This window comes from Amycolatopsis nigrescens CSC17Ta-90 (assembly GCF_000384315.1).
Lineage (GTDB): Bacteria > Actinomycetota > Actinomycetes > Mycobacteriales > Pseudonocardiaceae > Amycolatopsis > Amycolatopsis nigrescens.
Map to the genome: position 1 here is coordinate 7,799,940 of NZ_ARVW01000001.1, position 19,176 is coordinate 7,819,115.

Consider the following 19,176-nt stretch of genomic DNA (forward strand, 5'->3'; position numbering starts at 1 on the left):
GATGACCGAGATGACGATCCTGGACGACCGGTCGAGGTCGGCCGAGCAGCTCGCCGAGCTGGACAGGCGCGCGATCATCCACCCGCACACCACGATCGGCGCGCCGGCCGAGCCGGTGATCTTCGACCGCGGCGAGGGCGCCGTGCTGTGGGACGTGCAAGGAAAGTCCTATTTGGACGGTACCTGCGGGCTGTGGCAGTGCCCGGTCGGGCACGGGCGGGCGGAGCTCGCGGAGGCCGCGGCCGCGCAGATCCGGCGGCTGGAGTTCTACTCCTCCTTCGGCGACTATTCCAACGAGCCGTCCATTGCACTGGCCGACCGGCTGCTGCGGCTGGCCCCGCCCGGCTTGGAGAAGGTGTTCTTCACCAACGGCGGCTCCGAGGGCAACGAGACCGCGATCAAGCTGGCCCGGCTGGCGCAGCACCACGCCGGCAGGCCGGAGCGGACCGTGATCCTGTCCCGCACCGCCGGCTATCACGGCATGGGCGGTGCCTCGCTCGCCGCCACCGGCATCGACGCGCTCCGGCAGGGTTTCGGGCCGCTGCTGCCGGACGTGGAGTTCCTCGGCAAACCGCACGGGCTGCACCACGACACCGACACGCTGATCGCGGAGCTGGAACGGCGGATCGCCGAGCTGGGCGCGGACCGGATCGCGGCCTTCATCGGCGAACCAGTGCTCGGCGTCGGCGGCATGGTCCCGCCGCCGCCGGACTACTGGCCTCGGGTGCAGGAAGTGCTGCGCCGCAACGACATCCTCCTGATCCTGGACGAGATCGTGACCGCGTTCGGCCGAGTCGGGCACTGGTTCGCCGCCGAGCACTACGGCATCGAGCCGGACATGATCGTCACGGCCAAGGGGTTGACCAGCGGCTACATTCCGATGGGTGCCGTGCTGGTCGGCCGCCGGGTGCTGGATCTCGTGGACGGCGCGTGGTTCCCGCACGGCTTCACCTACAACGGGCATCCGGTCGGCGCCGCGGTAGCGCTGGCGAACCTGGACATCCTGGAGCGGGAAGAACTGCTGGCGCGGGCCAGCGCGGTGGGGGCCAGGATCATGGCCGGGCTGGCGCCGCTGGCCGAGCTGGACCACGTGCGCGAGGTGCGCGGGGCCGGGCTGATGCTCGGGATCGAGCTGGACCGCGACGCCGCGAGCGTGCAGTCCGGCGCGCGGGCGGACGGGCTGATCGTCCGCGCCGCCGGCAGCAACATCGTGATTTCGCCGCCGTTGGTCATCACCGACGAGCAGGCGGACACGCTGGTGCGTCTCGTGTGCGAGCACGTGGCCGCGGCCGGGGACTAACGCCCGGTAGTTCGAACTGTCAAGCACTGTCAGCACTGTCGCCATTCTCAAGGCCGACCTCGGAGGTCGCCGTGCGTAGAAGTATCACCACCGGAAGCCTGGCCTTGGTCGTCGTGCTCGCGACGGCCTGCGGAAGCGGATCGAGTTCACCGGCGCTCACCTTCGTGTCCACCGGAAGCTCCTTCCAGGACAACCAGAAGACCGCGTGGCAGGAACCGTTCACCAAGGAGACCGGCACCGCGTTCCGCAACGACGGGCCGGTGGACGAGGCCAAGCTGCGCACCATGGTGGAGGCAGGGAAGGTCACCTGGGACGCGGTGGACACCAGTGCCGCGGCCGCCGAGCAGTACTGCGGCACGTTCCTGGAGAAGCTGGACTTCTCGGTGGTGGACCGCAACGCCTTCCCACCGGAGACGGTCAGCGAATGCGGGGTGCCGGCGTACTACTACAGCATCATCTTCATGTACGACACCAGGAAGTTCGGCGCGAACCCGCCCACCAGGATCGCCGACTTCTTCGATCCGGTGCGCTTCCCCGGCAGGCGGATCGTGCCGCCGGAGGTGGCGACCGGCCTGCTGGAGGACGCGTTGCTCGCCGACGGCGTGCCGGCCGAAGGACTGTACCCGCTCGACGTCGACCGCGCGCTGCGCAAGCTCGACCCGATCAAGGGCCTCACCACGTTCGCCAAGACCTACGGGCAGGTCCAGCAGTCCATGGTGGACGGTCAGGTGGACATGGCGCTGGTGTCCACGGCGCGGGCGCACCAGTCGCTCAAGGCCGGCGCGCCGTTCGAGCCGGTGTGGGACAAGACCATCGTGAACTGGAACGACCTGGTGGTGCCCAAGGGCTCGGCCAAGCGGGACCTGGCGATGAAGTTCATCGCGTTCACCAGCAGGCCGGAGCAGTCCGCGAAGTTCTCCGAGCTGGCCTCGGTGCAGCCGGTGAACGAGCAGCTCAAGCCGAATCTCGACGAACTCCAGCGCCGGATCGACGCGTTCTCCCCGGAGCACAAGCACAGCGTGGTGCTGGGCAACGCCAAGTGGTGGGCCGGGAACTTCGACGCGGTGACCCAGAAGTTCACCTCGTGGATGGCCGGGTGATGGCGATGACGCGGACCATGACGACCGGAGAGCCCACGGTGGTGACCGAGCCGCGGCGCAGGCGGCGTGGGGTGGCGGGCTGGATCCTGCTGCCCGCGGTCGCGACACTGCTGGTGTTCTTCTTCTACCCGCTGGCCACCATCGTCTGGAGCAGCTTCACCGAACCGGCCGTCGGCCTGGACAACTACATCGCCTTGTTCACCGATGGCGTTTCGGCCACCGTGCTGTTGCGGACCCTGCGCACCGCGCTGATCGTGGCGCTGGTGGCGCTGGTGGTCGCTTACCCGTACGCCTACGCGATGACCCGGGTGTCGCGGCGTACCCGTGCGGTGCTCACCGTGCTGGTTCTGCTGCCGTTCTGGACGTCGGTGATGGCCCGCAACTTCGCCTGGTACCTGCTGGAGCAGCGCGGCGGGCTGCTCGAGCGGTTCTTCTCGTCGCTCGGGATCGACGGCGTGGTGCTGCTCGGCAGCGTCACCGGGGTCACCGTGGCCATGGTCCAGGTGATGCTGCCGTTCATGGTGCTGCCGCTGTACAGCAACCTCAGCTCCATCGACCTGCGGCTGATGGACGCGGCGACCAGCCTCGGCGCGAACCGCCTGAAATCCTTCGCGCGGGTGTACGTGCCGCTGTCACTGCCGGGCGTGGTGTCGGGGTTCTCGCTGGTGTTCATCGTGACACTGGGCTTCTTCGTGACCCCGGCGCTGCTGGGCACTCCGCAGCAGTCCCTGGTCTCGCAGGTGATCGAGACCAGGGTCGGCGATCTGCTGGACTTCCCCGGCGCCGGTGCGATGGGCTCGGTGCTGCTGGTGGTCACCCTCGTGGTGCTGTTCGCGGTCAGCCGGATCGCGAAGCCCACCGCGGCCCTGAACCAGGCGGTGGACCGTGCCTAGTGTGCAAGCGAAACGGACTCGCTCGATCGGCTGGGGCCTGCGGCTGTGGGTGACCGCGGTGGCGGTGCTGCTGCTGGCGCCGACCCTGGTGGTCATCCCGATGAGCTTCGGTGCCGGCGAGACCTTCGAGTTCCCGCCGCAGGAGTGGTCGCTGCGCTGGTACGAGGAGTTCTTCTCCTCGCCGCAGTGGATGTCGTCGGTGCTCACCTCGGCGCAGGCCGCGCTGCTGACCGGAGTGCTGGCCACGGTGATCGGGGTGGCCGCCGCGATCGGGCTGGACCGGGGCCGGTTCCCCGGTCGCGAGCCGCTGCGCGCGGCCATGATGGCGCCGATGATCGTGCCCGGCATCGTGGTCGCGGTGGCCATCTACGGCACCTTCCTGCGCTGGCACCTCAACGGCACGCTGTTGGGCTTCGTACTGGCGCACACCGTGCTGGCGGTGCCGTTCGTGGTCACCTCGGTGGCCACCAGCCTGGCCGGCTACGACCGCACGGTGGAGATCGCCGCGGCCAGTCTCGGTGCGTCCGGCTGGACGATCCTGCGCCGGATCACGCTGCCGCTGCTGCTGCCCGGCATCGCATCCGGGTTCGTGTTCGCGTTCGTCACCTCGCTGGACGAGGTCGTGATCGCGCTGTTCCTGCAGACCCCGGAGATCCGCACGCTGCCCGTGCAGATGTACGACTCGATCACCCTCGAGATCGACCCGACCATCGCCGCGGCGTCCAGCCTGATCGTGGTGATCACCACCGTGGCCCTGCTGCTGCCCCAACTCGTCCGCCGACGCCGGAGTGAACCATGAGGCCCTCGACCACATCGACATCCATCAGTCACGGGATCCGGATCTCCGGCGTCTCCAAGGTGTTCCCCGGGATGCACCGGCCGGCGGTCGACGACGTCTCGCTGGACATCGCGGCCGGGGAGTTCATGACCTTCCTCGGCCCGTCCGGCTCCGGCAAGACCACCACGCTGTCCATGATCGCCGGGTTCACCACGCTGTCCGCCGGCTCGATCTGCATCGACGGGACGGACATCAGCCGGCTCAAGCCGCACAAGCGTGACCTCGGCGTGGTGTTCCAGCAGTACGCGTTGTTCCCGCACCTGACGGTGGCCAGGAACGTGGCCTTCGCGCTGGAGCAGCGCTCGGTGTCCAAACCGGACATCCAGACCAGGGTGCGCGAGGCGCTGGAGCTGGTCGGGTTGGCCGACTTCGCCGACCGGTTGCCGCGCCAGCTCTCCGGCGGCCAGCAGCAGCGGGTGGCGCTCGCCCGTGCCGTGGTGTACGAGCCGCGCGCCCTGCTGCTGGACGAGCCGCTGGGGGCGCTGGACAAGAAGTTGCGCGACCAGCTGCGGCGCGAGATCGCCAGGATGCACCGCGAGCTGGGCATGACCTTCCTGTTCGTCACGCACGACCAGGAGGAGGCGCTGACCCTGTCCGACCGGATCGCGGTGTTCAACAACGGCCACGTGGAGCAGGTCGGCACCCCGAGCGAGCTGTACGAGCGGCCGAGCACGCTGTTCGTGGCGCAGTTCCTCGGGGAGTCCAATGTGTTCACCGACGAGACCGACAGCGCCGGTGACGCGGCCGAGCTGATCGTGGTCCGGCCGGAGCGGCTGGACGTGCACGCCGAGCCAGGCTCGGTGCCGGACAACTGCCCGCGCCGCAAGGCCGTGATCACCGACATCGCCTACGTCGGCAATCACCACCGGATCGGGCTGCGGTTCGCCGACGGCACCGAGGGCTCGGTGATGCGGCTGGCCGGCACCGAGCTGCCCGCCGCGCCGGGGGAGTCGGTGGTGGCCAGCTGGAGCCCGCGACACCAGGCCGCCGTCCCGCGGCAGGCCGCCACCGGAGGAGTGTGAGACATGCGTCGAACCGGGATCGGGGTGGCGCTCGCCGCCGCCCTGCTGCTGTCCTCGTGCGGCAGCGGCGGGGACAGCGGGTCGCTGACGTTCGTGTCCTACGGCAAGGGCGCCTACCAGGACGGGCAGCGCAAGGCCTTCCTGGAGCCGTACCAGAAGCAGACCGGGGTCAAGGTCAACCTGGACGGCCCGTCGGACAACGCCAAGCTGCGCGCGATGGTGGAGGCGGGCCGGGTCACCTGGGACATCATGGACACCGACGCGTTCATGGCGCGCGAGCACTGCGGCACGCTGCTGGAGAAGATCGACGTCGGCGAGCTGAAGGACAGCTTCCCGCCGGGCACGCTGTCGGACTGCGGGGTGCCGGCCGCGTTGTTCGGGCTGATGTTCATGTACAACGAGAAGACCTACGGCGCCAACCCGCCGAAGTCGTTGGCGGACTTCTTCGACTCGGCGAAGTTCCCCGGCAAGCGGGTGATGTACGCCAAGGACCCGGCCATCGGCCAGCTGGAGGCAGCACTGCTGGCCGACGGTGTGCCGCCGGACAAGCTGTACCCGCTGGACGTCGACCGCGCGCTGAAGGTGCACGACCGGATCCGGCACGACCTCACCCTGGCGCAGACCTACGGCCAGCAGCAACAGGCCATGGTGGACAACCAGGCCGATATGGCGCTGGTGGTCAGCGCGCGGGCGTACTCGGCGCTGAAGGCCGGCGGCACCCAGTGGAAGCGGGTGCCCACCAAGGTGCCGGTGACCTGGGACGTGCTGGTGGTGCCCAAGGGGACCAGGAACAAGGACCTGGCCACCGACCTGATCCGGTTCATCTCCCAGCCGGAACCGGGTGCGCGGTTCGCCGAGCTGTCCGGTGCCGGCGCGGCCAGCACCAAAGCCAGGCCCGAGCTGAACGACGTGCAGCGGCAGATCGACGTGCTCAGCGAGGACCGCGCCGAGGAGAAGGTCTTCATCAACGCGGACTGGTGGACCGCCAACTACAGCAAGGTGGTCCAGTCCTGGACGGCCTGGCAGACCAGCTGAAGGGGACAATTTATGCGTGCCGCGGTGTTGCAGCGCAGCGGGCTGGACGGGATCGCGATCAGGGCCGATGTGTCCACTGTGGATGTTTCGGACGTGCTGGTCCGGGTCCGGGTGCGGGCCGCCGGGGTGTGCCACTCCGATCTGTCGGCGGCCACCGGCAGGCTCGGCCTGACCCCGCCGGTGGTGCTCGGCCACGAGGCGGCCGGCGAGGTGCTGGAGACCGGGCCCGAGGTGCCCGATTTCGCGGTGGGGGACCGGGTGATGGTGTCCTGGGTGCCGCAGTGCGGGGAGTGCGCGAGCTGCCGGCGCGGGCAGCCGGAACTGTGCGGCTTCAGCGCGGAACCGGGCTACCGGCGGCCGCGGTTCGTGGTGGACGGTGCGCCGGTGGCCGCGCAGGCGGGGTGCGGCGCGTTCGCCGAGGAGATCGTGGTGACCCGGCAGAACCTGGTGCCGCTGCCGGACGGGGTGCCGTTCGAGATCGGCGCGCTGGTGAGCTGCGGGGTGACCACCGGGGTCGGCGCGGTCCGCAACACTGCGGCACTGGCACCGGGCTCCAGCGCGGTGGTGATCGGCTGCGGTGGCGTCGGGATGGCCATCGTGCAGGCCGCCCGCGCCGCCGGTGCTTCGGCGGTGCTGGCGGTCGATCCGGTCGCGGCCAAGCGGGAGCTGGCCTCGGAACTCGGCGCCACCGACGTCGCGGAGCCCGCCGGTCTTGCCGCCGCGGTGGCGTCGGTGACCGGCGGGGAAGGCTTCGACGTGGCGTTCGAGGCGGTGGGCGTGCCGGAGACCATCCGGTCCGCCTACGACGCCACGCGGAGGGGTGGCACCACCGTGGTGGTCGGCGTCGGGGCGGCCGACGCGGTGGTGCCGTTCACCGCGCGCGAGCTCTACGCCAGTGGCCGGCGACTGGTCGGCTCGGTGTTCGGCTCCAGCGACGTGCGCCGGGACTATCCACGGGTGATCGGTTCGTGGCAGGCCGGTGAGCTGCACCTGGAGCGGTTGATCAGCGGCCGGATCGGGCTGGCCGACCTGCCGGAGGCGCTGGCGGCCCTGCGCGACGGCTCCGCACTGCGTTCGGTGGTGGTGTTCTGATGTCGATGACCGATGAGCGTTACCTGCGGATCACGGCCGGCGTGCCCCGGCTCGGCGACGACCGGCTGCGCGAGATCCTGCGAGTCCACTTCGGACTGACCGCGGGCGGCCTGCGGCCGCTCGCGGGGGAGACCGACCAGAACGTGCGGGTGACGGACACGTCGGGCGCGGAGTACGTGCTCAAGGTGTGCCCGGCCGGTGACCTCGGCGCGGTGCGGTTCCAGAACGCGTTGCTGCGGCAGCTGGCTGACCACGCTCCGGAGCTGCCGGTGCCGCGAGTGGTCGATGCACTGGCGGGGCAGGACGGCGTGGTCGCCGTGCCCGGTGCGCCGGACCTGGTGGCGCGGCTGCTCACCTGGTTGCCGGGCACACCGCTGGCCGAGGCGGGTGCGCGCTCGGCGGAACTTTTGACCGATATCGGGGAGACCGCCGGAAAGCTGGCCGCCGCCACGGTCTGCTGGCGGCATCCGGAGCCACCCGCGCCGCACTACTGGGAGTTCCCGCACGCCGCCACCGTGCTCGCCGAAGCGCTGCCCGCCGTCGTCGACCCGGAGCTGCGCGCGGCGATCGCCCTGATCGAGGCCGAGTTCGTGCCGCTGCTGGTCAGGCTGCCGGAGCTGCCCCGCGGCGTGGTGCACCACGACCTCAACGCGTTCAACCTGCTCGTCGGTGCGGGGCCGCGGCGGCGAGTGGCCGGGGTGATCGACTTCGGCGACGCCCAGTACACCGCGCGCATCGCCGACCTGGCCATCCTCTGCGCCAGTGTGATGCGCGGCCAGTCCGCTCCGCTGCGGGTGGCGGCCACCCTCGTCGGCGCCTACCACCGGGTTTGCCCGCTCACCGAGTCCGAAGTGGACCTGCTGTACCCGATGCTGGCGGTACGGGCGGCCACGGTCGCGGCCACCGCGGCCCGGCTGGACGCCGCCGGTGAGCACGGCGACCCCCGGCACCGCTCCCCGGCCGCGGCGGAGCTGGTGCGGCTGCTGGCCACGACCCCGGCCGAGCTCGGTGCCGCGACCCTCCGGCACGCTTGCGGGCTTCCCGTGCAGGCCGTCGACTGGCTCGCCACCCACCAGATCGAGCCGGTGCTGGACGGGCAGCTGAAGCCGATCGACCTCAGTGCGAGCAGCGCGGTCTTCGACGACGCCGACCCCCGTGACCCGGTCGCGTTGCGGGCCGCCGCGGCGTCGGCGATCCACGCCACCCGTCCGGCGGTGGCCGTCGGCCGCTACGGCGAGCCGAGGTTCACCGGTGGCGGCACGGTCTCCACCGGAGTCGAACTGTTCGCCGATCCGGGAGTGCAGGTCTCGGCGCCGCTGGCGGGCACGGCCGAGCGCTGCCCGCCAGGTGTCGACCTCCTGCTCAGGCACGAGCCAGCCGAGGGGGTCCGCTTCTGGACTGTCTACACCGGACTGTCCACATCGGTCTCGTTGGGAGACGAGGTGACTGCGGGGCAACGGGTCGGTGCGCTCGGCCAGTACTCGCAGCTGCTGGTGCGGCTCGCGACCGTGCCGGTGTCCGGATGGCGCGAAGTCCCCGCCGAGGTACCGCACGCGGACGCGCCGGTGTGGCAGGCTCTGCTGCCCGACCCCACCCCGCTGCTCGGCGCGCGGCACGCCGTGACCGCGTGGCAGCCGTCCACCGGCCGCACCCTGGAGGGCAGGCGGAAACACCTGCCGCACACCCACCCGACCTACTTCAGCGCGCCGATCACCATGGTGCGCGCCAAGGACTGCCGGTTCTACGACGAGAACGGCCGCGGCTACCTGGACGCGCTGAACAACGTGACGCTGCTCGGGCACGGCCACCCCAGGCTGGTCGATGCGGCGACCAGGCAGTTGCGGCGGCTCAACACCAACAGCAGGTTCGTCTACGAAGTGCTCACCGAGTACGCCGAGGCGCTGACCGCGACCCTGCCGGACGGCCTGGACGTGGTGTACTTCCTCAACTCCGGCAGCGAGGCCAACGACCTCGCGCTGCGGATGGCCCGTTACCTCAGCGGACGCGAAGACGTGGTGATCATCGACGATGCCTACCACGGGTACACCACGACCGTGGCCGACGTGAGCCCGTCTAGGTACAAGCACTACGGCAAGCCGGACACCACACATCCGACGCCGGTGCCGGACCGCTACCGCGGCGAGTACGGCTACGACGACCCGGAGGCCGGCGCGAAGTACGCCCGCCATGTCACCGGCACCTTCGACCGGCTCGTCGGCGAAGGACGTCCACCGGCGGCGTTCCTGTATGAGGGCTTGCTGGCCGGTGGGGGACAGATCGTGCTGCCGCCCGGCTACCTCGCGCCGATCCACGCCGAAGCACGCCGGCACCGGGCGTTCACCATCGCCGACGAGGTGCAGGTCGGGTTCGGCCGGCTCGGCGAGGCGTTCTGGGGCTTCCAGACCCAGGGCGTGCTGCCCGACTTCGTGACCATGGGCAAGGCGATGGGCAACGGGTTCCCGGTGGCGGCACTGGTCACCACCAGGGAGATCTCCGAGGCGTTCGACCGCACCGGCAGGTTCTTCTCCACCTACGGCGGCAACCCGGTCGCCTGCGCGGTCGGCATGGAACTGCTCCGGGTGCTGGACGAAGAACGCTTGCAGGACAACGCGTTGACCGTCGGGCAGTACCTGCGTGACCGGCTCGCCGCACTGGCCGGCCGGCACGAGCTGATCGGCGACGTGCGCGGCCAGGGCTTCTACAGCGGGGTCGAGTTCGTTCTCGACCGCGCCACCAAGGAGCCCGCCGCGGCCGAGACGCTGATCATCTGTGAACGACTGAAGGAGGAAGGTGTGCTGGTGTATCCGACCGGGCCGGCTTGGAACATCCTCAAGCTGAAACCCCCGTTGACGTTCACCAGTGCGCACGCGGACGAGCTGGTTTCGGCGTTGGACCGGGTACTGGAAGCGGGGTGGTGAGCATGACAGCGGACCTGGTGCTGCGCGGCGGCCGGGTGGTGACGGCTGACGAGCAGTTCACGATCGCCTCGGCGGTGGCGGTCGCCGGAGACCGGATCATCGCAGTCGGCGAGGACGACGCGGTTTCCGCACTGGCCGGGCCGGAAACCCGGGTGATCGAGCTGGACGGCCGCGCGGTGCTCCCCGGGGTCAACGACGCGCACTTGCACCTGGCCATGTTCGGGCAGTCCCGGCGCCACGCCGATCTCACCGGAGTCGGCTCGGTGGCGGAACTGCACGAAGCGCTGCGCGCCGAAGGGCAGCGCCGCCAGGACGGGGACTGGCTGATCGGGGAAGGCTGGCGGGAGGCGAACATCGCCGAGTTCGGCCCGGACGGCCCCGGCCCGCACCGCGAGGCGCTCGACGCGGTCACCGGCGAGCGCCCGGCCGTGCTGCATCACGCGTCCCGGCACTCGGTGCTGGTGAACACCGCCGCGTTGCGGGTGGCCGGCATCCACCGGAACACCCCGGACCCGGTCGGCGGCAGCATCGTGCGCGACGCCGACGGCGAACCGACCGGCATGCTGCTGGAGTCCGCCGGCATCCTGGTCACCCGGTACGCACCGGTGCCGAGCAGGCAGGAGCGGCTGGACGCGATCGTGGACGGCATGCGGGTGCTGAACACGATGGGCGTCACCAGCGTGACCGACCCGATCGTGTGGCCGGAACTGCTCCGGGACTACATCGTGCTGCACCAGCAGGGCAGGCTCACGGTGCGGGTCAACGCCCTGCTGCACTGGGACTGGCCATCCCCGTCCACCTCGCTGGAGCGGTTGACCACGGTGCTCGACCACGCCGGGGTGGCCACCGGACTCGGCGACGATTGGCTGCGGGTCGGCGGGGTGAAGCTGTTCGCCGACGGGGTGCCCAGCCACGGCACGGCCTGGCTGCACCAGCCCTATCCGAACGGCGGCTACGGCCACCTCGTCACCCCCGGCGCGGACGACGACGAGCGGTACCGCGAACTGCTCGACCTGATCGAGACCGCGCACCGGCACCGGCTCCAGGTGCAGATCCACGTGACCGGCGACCGGGCCGCCGACGCGGCCGTGGACGGGATCATCCGCGCCCAGCAACGGGATCCGTGGCCGCAGGCCCGGCACGCCCTGATCCACGGCACGCTGCTGGACCCGGACACCCCGCGCCGCCTCGCCGAGCACCGCATCGGCGTGATCACCAGTTCGCTGATGAAGTCCTACAGCGGCGCGACGATCACCGCGGCGGTCGGCGCGGACCGGTGGGCCCGCGCGTTCCCGGCCGGTGCGCTGCTGGCCGCGGGGGTGCCGGTAGCGGACAGCTCGGACGCGCCGGTCTGCTTCCCGGACTGGCGGCGCGGCCTTGCCACCTTCGTCGGCGCGGCGCCGAACTCGTTCGCCGAGGTGCCGGCCGAACTGCGGCTCACCCGTGAACAGGCGATCCGGCTGTGGACCAGCGACCCGGCGTACTTCGAGCACGCCGAGCACCGCAAGGGCGCGCTGACCCCCGGCCGACTGGCGGACCTGCTGGTGCTGGACCGCGACCCCACCACCGCGGCGGACCACGAACTGGCCGGGCTCAGCCCGCAGCTGACCATCGTCGGCGGCCGCACCGTGTTCGAAGCGGACTGACGGATCAGGCGTAGGCGCGCCGGAGTGCTCCCGCGACGGCCAGCAGGATCATGGCCGCTCCCGAGGCGACCAGCGAAACCCGTAGCACGGCGTGGGTGTCCTTCAGCGTGCCGACGTTCTCGCACTTGCCGGTCTGCTCCAGCACCTGATGCCCGCCGAGGGCCGGCGGGCCGTCCCAGGTGACGCAGGTGTCGCCGGCGCCGACATCCTTGCCGTCGAAGGTGTAGGTGTTCTCGATGCTGACCAGCGCGACGAAGATCAACAGGGCGCCGCACAGCGCGACCGGGGCTGCCCAACGGTAGGCACGTCGTTGCCGCATCAGTCGATCAAACCAGGTGCGCCCGGCCAGATCGAGGGCATCGAGGGGACGAAAGCTCCCCGGAGCGATCCGGTTTCAGGAGCGCTGGAAGAACTCCAGCTCCCCGAGTGCGACGTCCCGGTTCGCGCCGGTGCCGCCGACCGCGACCTCGACGACCCGGATCCGCACCACGTCGCTGATCCCGGTGTCGACCTCCTGCGGCCCCGGCTGGTCCAGCAGGGGGACCGGCACCGTGCGGACCGTGCCGTCCGAGCTGGTGACCACCAGATCCAGTGCGGTGGGCCTGGCCTGCTTGGCGAACTCCTCCGGCTGCGCCGACGCCCCGGTGTGCACCACCACGTTCAGCAGCCGGAACGGGCGGTCGAAGCTGAACTCGATCCAGGCACCCGGCCCCGGCGCGCCCCAGTACTGGTTGCTCACCCCGTCGATCGCGGCGGTGGCCGGATGCCCCGGTACCTCGGCGCTGACCGCCATCGCCGAAGGGCCGACCGGGGTCGCCTTCGAGGTCTTGTCGAGGATGTCCTGGAACGCCTCCTTCCCCAGCGGGTACAGGGCTATTCCGGCGATCACCAGCGCGAACAGCACGACGAGCAGCACCAGGCGGCGTCCGAGCCGGCCGGACCCGCCACGCCACCGAGGTAGCCGGAGCCGCTTCCACCACGGCAGAGCGACGGCCGCGGCGGTCTCGGTCAGCGGAGCGGCACAGTGCCGGCAGAAGTTCCGCCCCGGCGGATTGGGCGTGCCGCAGACCTTGCAGGGCGTCCCCTCTGCCACGGGTGCGGCCACCGGGGCGGTCCGGACCGGCCGCGGCGCGACCGGCCTCGCCGGCTGCACCGGGGCGGGCTCGCCCTCCGGTTCCGGTGGTGCGGGTTCGGCCTCTTTCGGCCGGCTCCAGCCGAGATAGGTTCCGCAGTTGCCGCAGAACTCGTCGGTGTCGCCGACGAGAGTGCCGCAGGCGGGGCATGATCGCATGTCGCTAGCTCCCGTTCTCTCCCGGCGGTCCCGCCAGTACCTCCACCCGGCAGCGGATGTGCACCGGGCAGGCCGAGGCGACCAGCCGCTCGACCCGCTCCCGGTCGACCGGGCCGCCGTCGGGCCAGACCTGCACCACCACCTCGGTCACCGGCTCGCCGGGCAGGGCGCTACCGGGCTGGCGGGACCAGGTGGCGCCGGCCCCGTCAAGCACCCGCGCGTGCACTCCCGCGCACAGCCGCAGCCGCGTGACCAGCCCACGGCCGGTGCCGCGCCAGCGGTGCAGCTCGACCGCCCGGCGCACCACCTCCCGGCGCAGCGGCCGCGGCCAGGCGGGGTCCAGTCCGGTGGCCACCCAGGAGCCGAGCCAGGCGACGAAGTCCTCCGGGGCCAGCCGGGGGTCCAGGTAGCCGGCCAGGTTGTCCAAAGTAGACAGAATCGGGGCGAGCACCACGTCCAGCCCGGAGGTGAACCGCTGGGCGAAGTCGTCCCCGGCGTACAGGCCGGGCAGCCGTTCGCCGAGCGGATACCGGCTCGGCAGCCCGGGCAGCGCGGCCCTACTCATTTCTCCTCCGCGGTAGGGAGTGCGTCGTCGGTGCTCATTTCTCTTCCTGAGTACGCACCAGCACCTGGTGCTGATGCGAGAAGGCCAGCGCGTGCGGGGCCAGGTCGACCCGGTCGGCGGCGGTGCCGCGGCGGCCGGTGATCGGGTCGGCCGGGAACAGCCGGATCTCCTCGACCAGGCGCACCCCCGGAACCTCTTGCAGCACCGCGAAGATCTCCCCGTACTGGACCGGCCTGCCGAACGGCCACCCGGTGCCGTCGGGCCCGCCGGAGAGCGGGTTGACGTAGCGGTAGAGCGCGTCCAGCGCGTCCCGGTCCACCTCGGGCCCGCTCGCCACCAGCCTGGCCACCACGGTGACCCCTTGGTAGAACGGGGGTTCCACGATCAGCCGGGTGCCGATCAGCCGCCGCTCGTCCAGCCGGGTCGCGATCGAGCCGAGCAGCTCCTCGGATGGGATGAGCTGCTCGAAACGAAGCCGGTCGCCTTCGTCGGCGACCGCGCCGGGCACCACCAGCACCCTGGCCGCGCCAGCCTCCTGACCGGGACCGGCGGGCAGGCAGCACACCCTGGCCGCGGACGGCGCGGCCTGTCGTGCCAGGTACTCGTAGTCCTCGGCGGTGACCGCCCGTTCCTGCACGCGCAACTGGTTCGGCGCGCGCACCTTCGCCTCTTCGACGGTCTCGCCGTCCACCCCGCCCTCGGCCGCCTCGCGGTTCTCCACACTGGCCACGTAGGGCACCGAGCTGCGCAGCACCGAGATCGTGCCGCGGGCGACGTTGCCGGCGCGACCGCCGCCGGTGCGGTACCGCGGAACCCTGATCTGCGCGCCCTTCGGCGGCACCGCGCCGTAGGAGCGCAGGGTGCCGTCCCCTTCCCGCACCGCGGGCGGAAAGGAGAGCTCACCGGTGGTGGCGTCCAGCACCACGTGCCGGTCCCGCGGCCCGGACCGGCCGAAGTGCTCCACCACGGTCCAGTCCAGCCAGCCGTCCTCTTCGGACACCTGCACCACGATCGGCTCGCCGTGGTTCAGCACCGGCGACCTGGCCAGCCGGAACCGCTGTCCCGGCACCCCGGCCGAGCTGCCCAGCGGCAGGTCGGTCACGGTCTCCGCGTGCTCCACCGTCATCACGCCGCCGACGGTGGCCGCCTCCGCGACCCGGATCGTGGGCGACTCGGAGTAGAACGGTTGCTGCGGCTCCGGTGCCAGCACCCGGCAGCGCACCCAGCCGGCCCGCACTCCGGCGACCACCGAGGGCACATGGCCGGCCGGTACCCGCAGCACCACGTCACCCGGTCGGTTCAGCCCGCCGGTGGTGTCCTCGTAGGTCTCGCATTCGGCCCAGGCCGTGCCGTCCCACGCCTCCCACACCAGCGGTGGCTGCCGGGGATCGACCCCGATGCCCTCCACCTGGCTGTCCAGCCGCACCGCCAGCACGCACCTCGGCACCGCTGCCGACAGGCCGAGCAGCATCACGTCACCGGGCGCGGGCTCGGCCTGGAAGCAGCGCACGTCCTTGCCCGCGTTCAGGTCGTTGGTGTGATCGGACTGCTCGCCGGTGGCCGAGACGGTGAGCAGCCGGTCCAGTTCGCACGGCACCAGCGGAAGTGGTGCCACGGTGGCGAAAACGACCGCTTCGTCGGTCTCGGAGCCGGCGGTGGCGACCTCCGTGCCGGCCGGCAGCAGTACCACGTCCGGCTGCGGCGCGGATAGCCAGAACAGCACCTCCGCCCTGGCCGCGGCCGGCGGGAACAGCCGGATCCCGAGCAGGTCGAGGAAGGCGAGATAGTTCTTCTCCGGCACCCGGTTGAGCCGGTAGACGAGCTGGTCGACCATGTGCGCGAAGGTCTCGATGAGGGTCACCCCCGGATCGGAGACGTTGTGGTCGGTCCATTCCGGGGTGCGCTGCTGGACGTACCGCTTCGCTTCGTCCACCAACTGCTGGAATCGGCGGTCGTCCAGGTTGGGCGCGGGCAGCGCCATCAGGCCACGTCTCCTTCCCCGGCGTCTTCCGCCGTGCCCTCGAAGGGGATCGTGTAGAAGGGGAACACCAGGTTGCGCTCGTCGTTGGTGGAGCGCACGGTGTAGCGGACGTCGATGTAGAGCACCCCGGCCCGTTCGGTGTCGTAGGCGATCACCACGTCCGACACCTCGATGCGGGGCTCCCAGCGATCCAGCGCCGCCCGCACCTCGTAAGCGATCCGGCCCGCGGTGGCCCCGTCGTTCGGGGCGAACACGTAGTCGTGGATGCCGCAGCCGAACTCCGGGCGCATCGGGCGCTCACCGGGCGCGGTGCCCAGCACCAGCCTGATCGCCTCGGCCAGCTCCCGCTCCTGCTCGACCATGGCGATGCCGCCGGTCGGACCGACCCGGAGCGGGAAGGCCCAGCCCCGGCCGATGAACCGCTCGCTCATGTCTCCTCCGCGGGTTTGCGCGCATCCGCGATCGTGTCGACAGGGCGCGACTCCCGCTGCCTCGTCACGGTGGCGAGGCGGGCGCCCTGCCGCCCCGATAGCGGGGCCTGCCGGCCAGTGCGCGCGCCGTGGTGGGGGTGCTGGGTGCCGCGGCTTGATCCAGGGCTGTTCATGGTGTGCCGCCGATCTGCACGTTCGGTGCGCCGGACGCGACGCTCGCGCCGCAGGTGGTCATGTCCCCGACGCTGGCGGCGGGCAGGCCGTGGATGAGCACCTGCCGGGTCACCGAACCGGGACCCGGCCTGCGGATCACCCGGTTCGCCGGGCCGAGCGGCGCGTGCTGGGGGACGGTGCACTGGTGCACGCTGCCGGTCACCGCGGCTGGCCTGCCGCCGATCAGCACCGTGCCGAAACCGGGCGGCGGCGGGAGCGGGGGCATCACCACGCCGGTGGGCGGGGCGACCGGAACCCCGGTCGGGTTGGCGGCGGCGACCGGCACGTGGGAGGTGCTGTCACCGACCCTGGCTGCGGCGGGCATGGCGGTGGTCCTTTCTTCGCGGCCGGGTCAGTTGATCCGGACCATCCGGCCGCGCAGGGTGGCCAGCGCGCCGCCGTCGATGCCGATCCGGGTCCGCGCGTCGATGGACACCGAGGCGCCGGACAGGTTGAGCGTGCCGTTGCCGGCGTCGATGGTGATTCCTTGCGGGGTAAGGCTCAGCGAGCTGAGCGCGCGCCTGCCGCCGGGGGCGAACACGGTGATGTCGATCTTGTTGCCGGTCTCGTCCAGCCGGACCTCCAGCCGGTCGTTCCCGCTGGCGATCCGGACCCCCGGCGGCCCGGTGGTCCCGTCGATCAGCTCCAGCCGGTGCCCCTTGCGCGACACCAACGAGCGGCGGTTGACCTTGCCCATCCGGTCTACCAGCGGCAGCTTGTGCGGGGAGGGCACGTCCTTGCCGTTGTACAGCCCGCCGAGCACGTAGGGCCGGTCGAGCAGGCCCTGCTCGAAGGCGACGAGCACCTCGTCGTTCACGTCCGGGCTGAACACTCCGCCGCCGCCGAGCCCGCCGAACTGCACGGTGCGCACCCAGTCGGTCTGGTAGGTGGCGTCCAGCCAGGGGAACTTCAGCTTCACCCAGCCGCGCTGGGCGCCGCCGGTTTCCCGCACGTCGGTGACGATCGCGGTGGCGACCCCGGGCAGCCGCGGCGTGCTGGCGGCCGGCATGGTCAGCCCGCCCAGCGACCGGTCCGGGCTCGCGCTGACCAGCACGGTGGTGCGGTAGCCGGCGTCCGGGTCGAGCACGTGGTGCACGGCGGTCGCGGTGTAGCGGCCGGAGAAGGCGGGGCCGACGTTGCCGAGCGCGACCGGGGTGCCGGCCCGCAGCCGCGGGTCGCCGTCCACCACGGCTTCGATCTCGCCGAGTCCGGCGCTGATCGACTCGGCCAGCGAACGGGCCGCGGCGGTGGTTTCGGCCTGGTTGCCGTAGGGCGTGTCGGTGGCCAGCGCGGTCGCCTTGCCGAACGCCCCGTTCACCTTCGCGCCGGTCAGCCCCGGCAGCACGGTCTTGCTCTTGGTGGCGGCCTGGTTGGCCACCGTCGCGGTCTTGGTGTCCACGTTCCAGCCGCGCACCTGCACCGAGTCGGCCTGGCCCGCCGCGGTGAGCACGGCGCGCAGGATCTTCAGGTTCCGGCCGTACTCCAGCAGGAACGGGTTCTGCTTGGCCGAGGTGGTCGGCGGGGGAGCCTTCATGGCCGGCTTGGGCTTGACGAAGTCGACCTTGCCGAGCCGATCCACCCGCAGCACGGTGCCGTGCTGGCGGGCCAGGTCCTGCAGGAACTCCCAGTCGGTCACGCCGGCCTGGCTGAGCTGGGGATAGCTGATCCGCTCCGCCTGGATGCGGCCGGGCACCAGACCCGCGGTCTGGATCACCTTCCGCACGATGGCGTCCGCGGTCATGTTCCGGAAGGCGATCACCCGCCGGTTGCGGAATAGCCGGTGCGCTTTGCTCAGCGCGCGCACCACGGTGAACGTGCCGCTGGCGGTGTCCGAGTCGACCTCCAGCGCGGTGACCTCACCGGTGAACAGCGGTTCCGGCGCGCCGTTCACCACGGACAGGGAGACTTCCAGCTTGCTGCCGATGGTGATTCCGGTGGCGGCCAGCAGTTCGTGCTTCGGGTCGTGGAAGGTGAGGGTGGCCGCGTCGGGCAGCCCGACGTTCTCGTCCACCGTGGTGTGCACCAGTTGCTGCTGCCAGATCGGCGGCAACGGTCCCGGGGCGGCCACGATCGGGTCGGCCGCGAAAGATCGTCCGCTGGTCACATTGCCCACGGTGCCGCCTCCAGGAGGTCTTCGGCCGGTGCGGCGGCCGGGACGAGCAGTTCGCTGCCGGGCGGCAGGTCCAGCGGGTCGTCGATGCCGTTGGCCTCGGCCACGATCCGCCACGCGGTCGCGTCGCCGTACTCCCGCCAGGCCAGCTGGGCCAGGCTGTCCCCGACGACCACCCGATGCGTCCTGGTCGCGTCGCGGGCACCGGAGGTCGGGTTCTGCCCCGGCGCGTCCACGGAAGCCTCTTCGATGGCCAGCGAGCAGACCGCGCGCAGCGGCATACCGTCCACATCGAACAGCGAGTAGTCCACCGAGAAGCTGGACAGCACCCCGTCGAACGAGGTCGTCCTGGCGGTGCCCCATTCGAACCGCACCCAGGGGCTGGCCGGCTTCTTCGCGCGGAGGCTCTTCGGCGTGGGGACGCAGGCCTTCATCAGCTGTTCGACCTTCTTCTCCACCGAGTCCTTGTGGTCCGCCGTCGCATCGAGGAACACCTCCAGCGACAGCGACCGCGGTCCGCTGCCGACGAACTCCGGGGTCGCCGACTCGGCGGCCATCCTGGACGGCTGGCGCCGCCACTCGGTGCTCTTGGTCAGCGCCAGCTTGTTCGGGTTGAACTGGAACTGCACCCGCGCGATGCGCGCACCGGGCTTCGCGCCGACCTTGGGCGGTGGCTCCATGATCAGCAGCTGGGCGCGGGCCAGGCTCTTGCCGGGTTGTGTCACGACCCGCTCCGTTCCG

Annotated in this window: 18 protein-coding genes; 9 read left to right on the plus strand and 9 right to left on the minus strand. The window is 71.3% G+C overall.

Annotated features, from left to right (window positions below; genetic code table 11):
• The first annotated feature begins 1 nt into the window (after nucleotide 1).
• Nucleotides 2-1,300, plus strand: a complete 1,299-nt coding sequence (locus AMYNI_RS0136920) for an aminotransferase family protein (RefSeq protein WP_040407742.1) — start codon at nucleotides 2-4, stop codon at nucleotides 1,298-1,300.
• Between the two features lie 19 nt (nucleotides 1,301-1,319).
• Here the strand turns inward: AMYNI_RS0136920 and AMYNI_RS49695 are convergent, their stop codons facing one another.
• The gene (locus AMYNI_RS49695) at nucleotides 1,320-1,472 is read right to left on the minus strand and encodes a hypothetical protein (protein ID WP_169515801.1); all 153 of its coding nucleotides are present in this window, start codon (nucleotides 1,470-1,472) and stop codon (nucleotides 1,320-1,322) included.
• Between AMYNI_RS49695 and AMYNI_RS0136925 the strand changes: the two genes are divergently transcribed.
• The 8 genes from AMYNI_RS0136925 to AMYNI_RS0136960 are packed head-to-tail and all read left to right on the plus strand — an operon-like array spanning nucleotide 1,465 to nucleotide 11,844.
• A complete protein-coding gene (locus AMYNI_RS0136925; RefSeq protein WP_169515802.1) occupies nucleotides 1,465-2,400 on the plus strand; it encodes an ABC transporter substrate-binding protein in 936 nt (311 codons plus the stop codon). The two genes, AMYNI_RS49695 and AMYNI_RS0136925, sit on opposite strands and share 8 nt — an antisense overlap.
• Nucleotides 2,401-2,405: 5 nt before the next feature.
• Complete coding sequence (locus AMYNI_RS0136930) at nucleotides 2,406-3,293, plus strand: ABC transporter permease (protein WP_040407743.1); 888 nt, start codon at nucleotides 2,406-2,408, stop codon at nucleotides 3,291-3,293.
• Nucleotides 3,286-4,092, plus strand: coding sequence for an ABC transporter permease (locus AMYNI_RS0136935; protein WP_211225536.1), 807 nt, complete (start codon nucleotides 3,286-3,288; stop codon nucleotides 4,090-4,092). The genes AMYNI_RS0136930 and AMYNI_RS0136935 overlap by 8 nt, the downstream gene beginning before the upstream one ends.
• On the plus strand, nucleotides 4,089-5,153 hold the full coding sequence (locus tag AMYNI_RS46285) for an ABC transporter ATP-binding protein (RefSeq protein WP_157357631.1): 1,065 nt from the start codon (nucleotides 4,089-4,091) through the stop codon (nucleotides 5,151-5,153). The genes AMYNI_RS0136935 and AMYNI_RS46285 overlap by 4 nt, the downstream gene beginning before the upstream one ends.
• Before the next feature lie 3 nt (nucleotides 5,154-5,156).
• Complete coding sequence (locus AMYNI_RS0136945) at nucleotides 5,157-6,188, plus strand: extracellular solute-binding protein (protein WP_020673156.1); 1,032 nt, start codon at nucleotides 5,157-5,159, stop codon at nucleotides 6,186-6,188.
• Between the two features lie 12 nt (nucleotides 6,189-6,200).
• Nucleotides 6,201-7,280 (plus strand): zinc-binding dehydrogenase, encoded by a 1,080-nt coding sequence (locus AMYNI_RS0136950; protein WP_020673157.1) that lies wholly within the window; start codon nucleotides 6,201-6,203, stop codon nucleotides 7,278-7,280.
• Nucleotides 7,280-10,198, plus strand: coding sequence for an aminotransferase class III-fold pyridoxal phosphate-dependent enzyme (locus AMYNI_RS46290; RefSeq protein WP_020673158.1), 2,919 nt, complete (start codon nucleotides 7,280-7,282; stop codon nucleotides 10,196-10,198). Before AMYNI_RS0136950 ends, AMYNI_RS46290 begins: the two co-directional genes overlap by 1 nt.
• A 2-nt stretch (nucleotides 10,199-10,200) precedes the next feature.
• Entirely contained in the window at nucleotides 10,201-11,844 is a 1,644-nt protein-coding gene (locus AMYNI_RS0136960) for an amidohydrolase (protein WP_040406212.1), read from the plus strand.
• 4 nt (nucleotides 11,845-11,848) lie between these two features.
• Here AMYNI_RS0136960 and AMYNI_RS0136965 read toward each other — a convergent pair whose 3' ends face one another.
• The 8 genes from AMYNI_RS0136965 to AMYNI_RS0137000 all read right to left on the minus strand — a co-directional run bounded on the left by AMYNI_RS0136965 (nucleotide 11,849) and on the right by AMYNI_RS0137000 (nucleotide 19,160).
• A complete protein-coding gene (locus AMYNI_RS0136965) occupies nucleotides 11,849-12,163 on the minus strand; it encodes a hypothetical protein (protein WP_020673160.1) in 315 nt (104 codons plus the stop codon).
• A 75-nt stretch (nucleotides 12,164-12,238) separates the two neighbouring features.
• Nucleotides 12,239-13,135 carry an NADase-type glycan-binding domain-containing protein gene (locus AMYNI_RS0136970; protein ID WP_020673161.1) on the minus strand — a complete coding sequence of 299 codons (897 nt, stop codon included), beginning with the start codon at nucleotides 13,133-13,135 and terminating at the stop codon, nucleotides 12,239-12,241.
• 4 nt (nucleotides 13,136-13,139) lie between these two features.
• Nucleotides 13,140-13,700, minus strand: a complete 561-nt coding sequence (locus AMYNI_RS0136975; RefSeq protein ID WP_020673162.1) for a phage tail protein — start codon at nucleotides 13,698-13,700, stop codon at nucleotides 13,140-13,142.
• A gap of 34 nt (nucleotides 13,701-13,734) precedes the next feature.
• Entirely contained in the window at nucleotides 13,735-15,681 is a 1,947-nt protein-coding gene (locus AMYNI_RS0136980) for a putative baseplate assembly protein (RefSeq protein ID WP_020673163.1), read from the minus strand.
• Complete coding sequence (locus tag AMYNI_RS0136985; protein ID WP_020673164.1) at nucleotides 15,681-16,112, minus strand: GPW/gp25 family protein; 432 nt, start codon at nucleotides 16,110-16,112, stop codon at nucleotides 15,681-15,683. The genes AMYNI_RS0136980 and AMYNI_RS0136985 overlap by 1 nt, the downstream gene beginning before the upstream one ends.
• A 169-nt stretch (nucleotides 16,113-16,281) precedes the next feature.
• The gene (locus AMYNI_RS0136990; protein ID WP_020673165.1) at nucleotides 16,282-16,650 is read right to left on the minus strand and encodes a PAAR domain-containing protein; all 369 of its coding nucleotides are present in this window, start codon (nucleotides 16,648-16,650) and stop codon (nucleotides 16,282-16,284) included.
• Between the two features lie 27 nt (nucleotides 16,651-16,677).
• Complete coding sequence (locus AMYNI_RS0136995; protein ID WP_020673166.1) at nucleotides 16,678-18,429, minus strand: VgrG-related protein; 1,752 nt, start codon at nucleotides 18,427-18,429, stop codon at nucleotides 16,678-16,680.
• Nucleotides 18,426-19,160 (minus strand): CIS tube protein, encoded by a 735-nt coding sequence (locus AMYNI_RS0137000; RefSeq protein ID WP_020673167.1) that lies wholly within the window; start codon nucleotides 19,158-19,160, stop codon nucleotides 18,426-18,428. Before AMYNI_RS0137000 ends, AMYNI_RS0136995 begins: the two co-directional genes overlap by 4 nt.
• Between the last annotated feature and the right edge of the window lie 16 nt (nucleotides 19,161-19,176).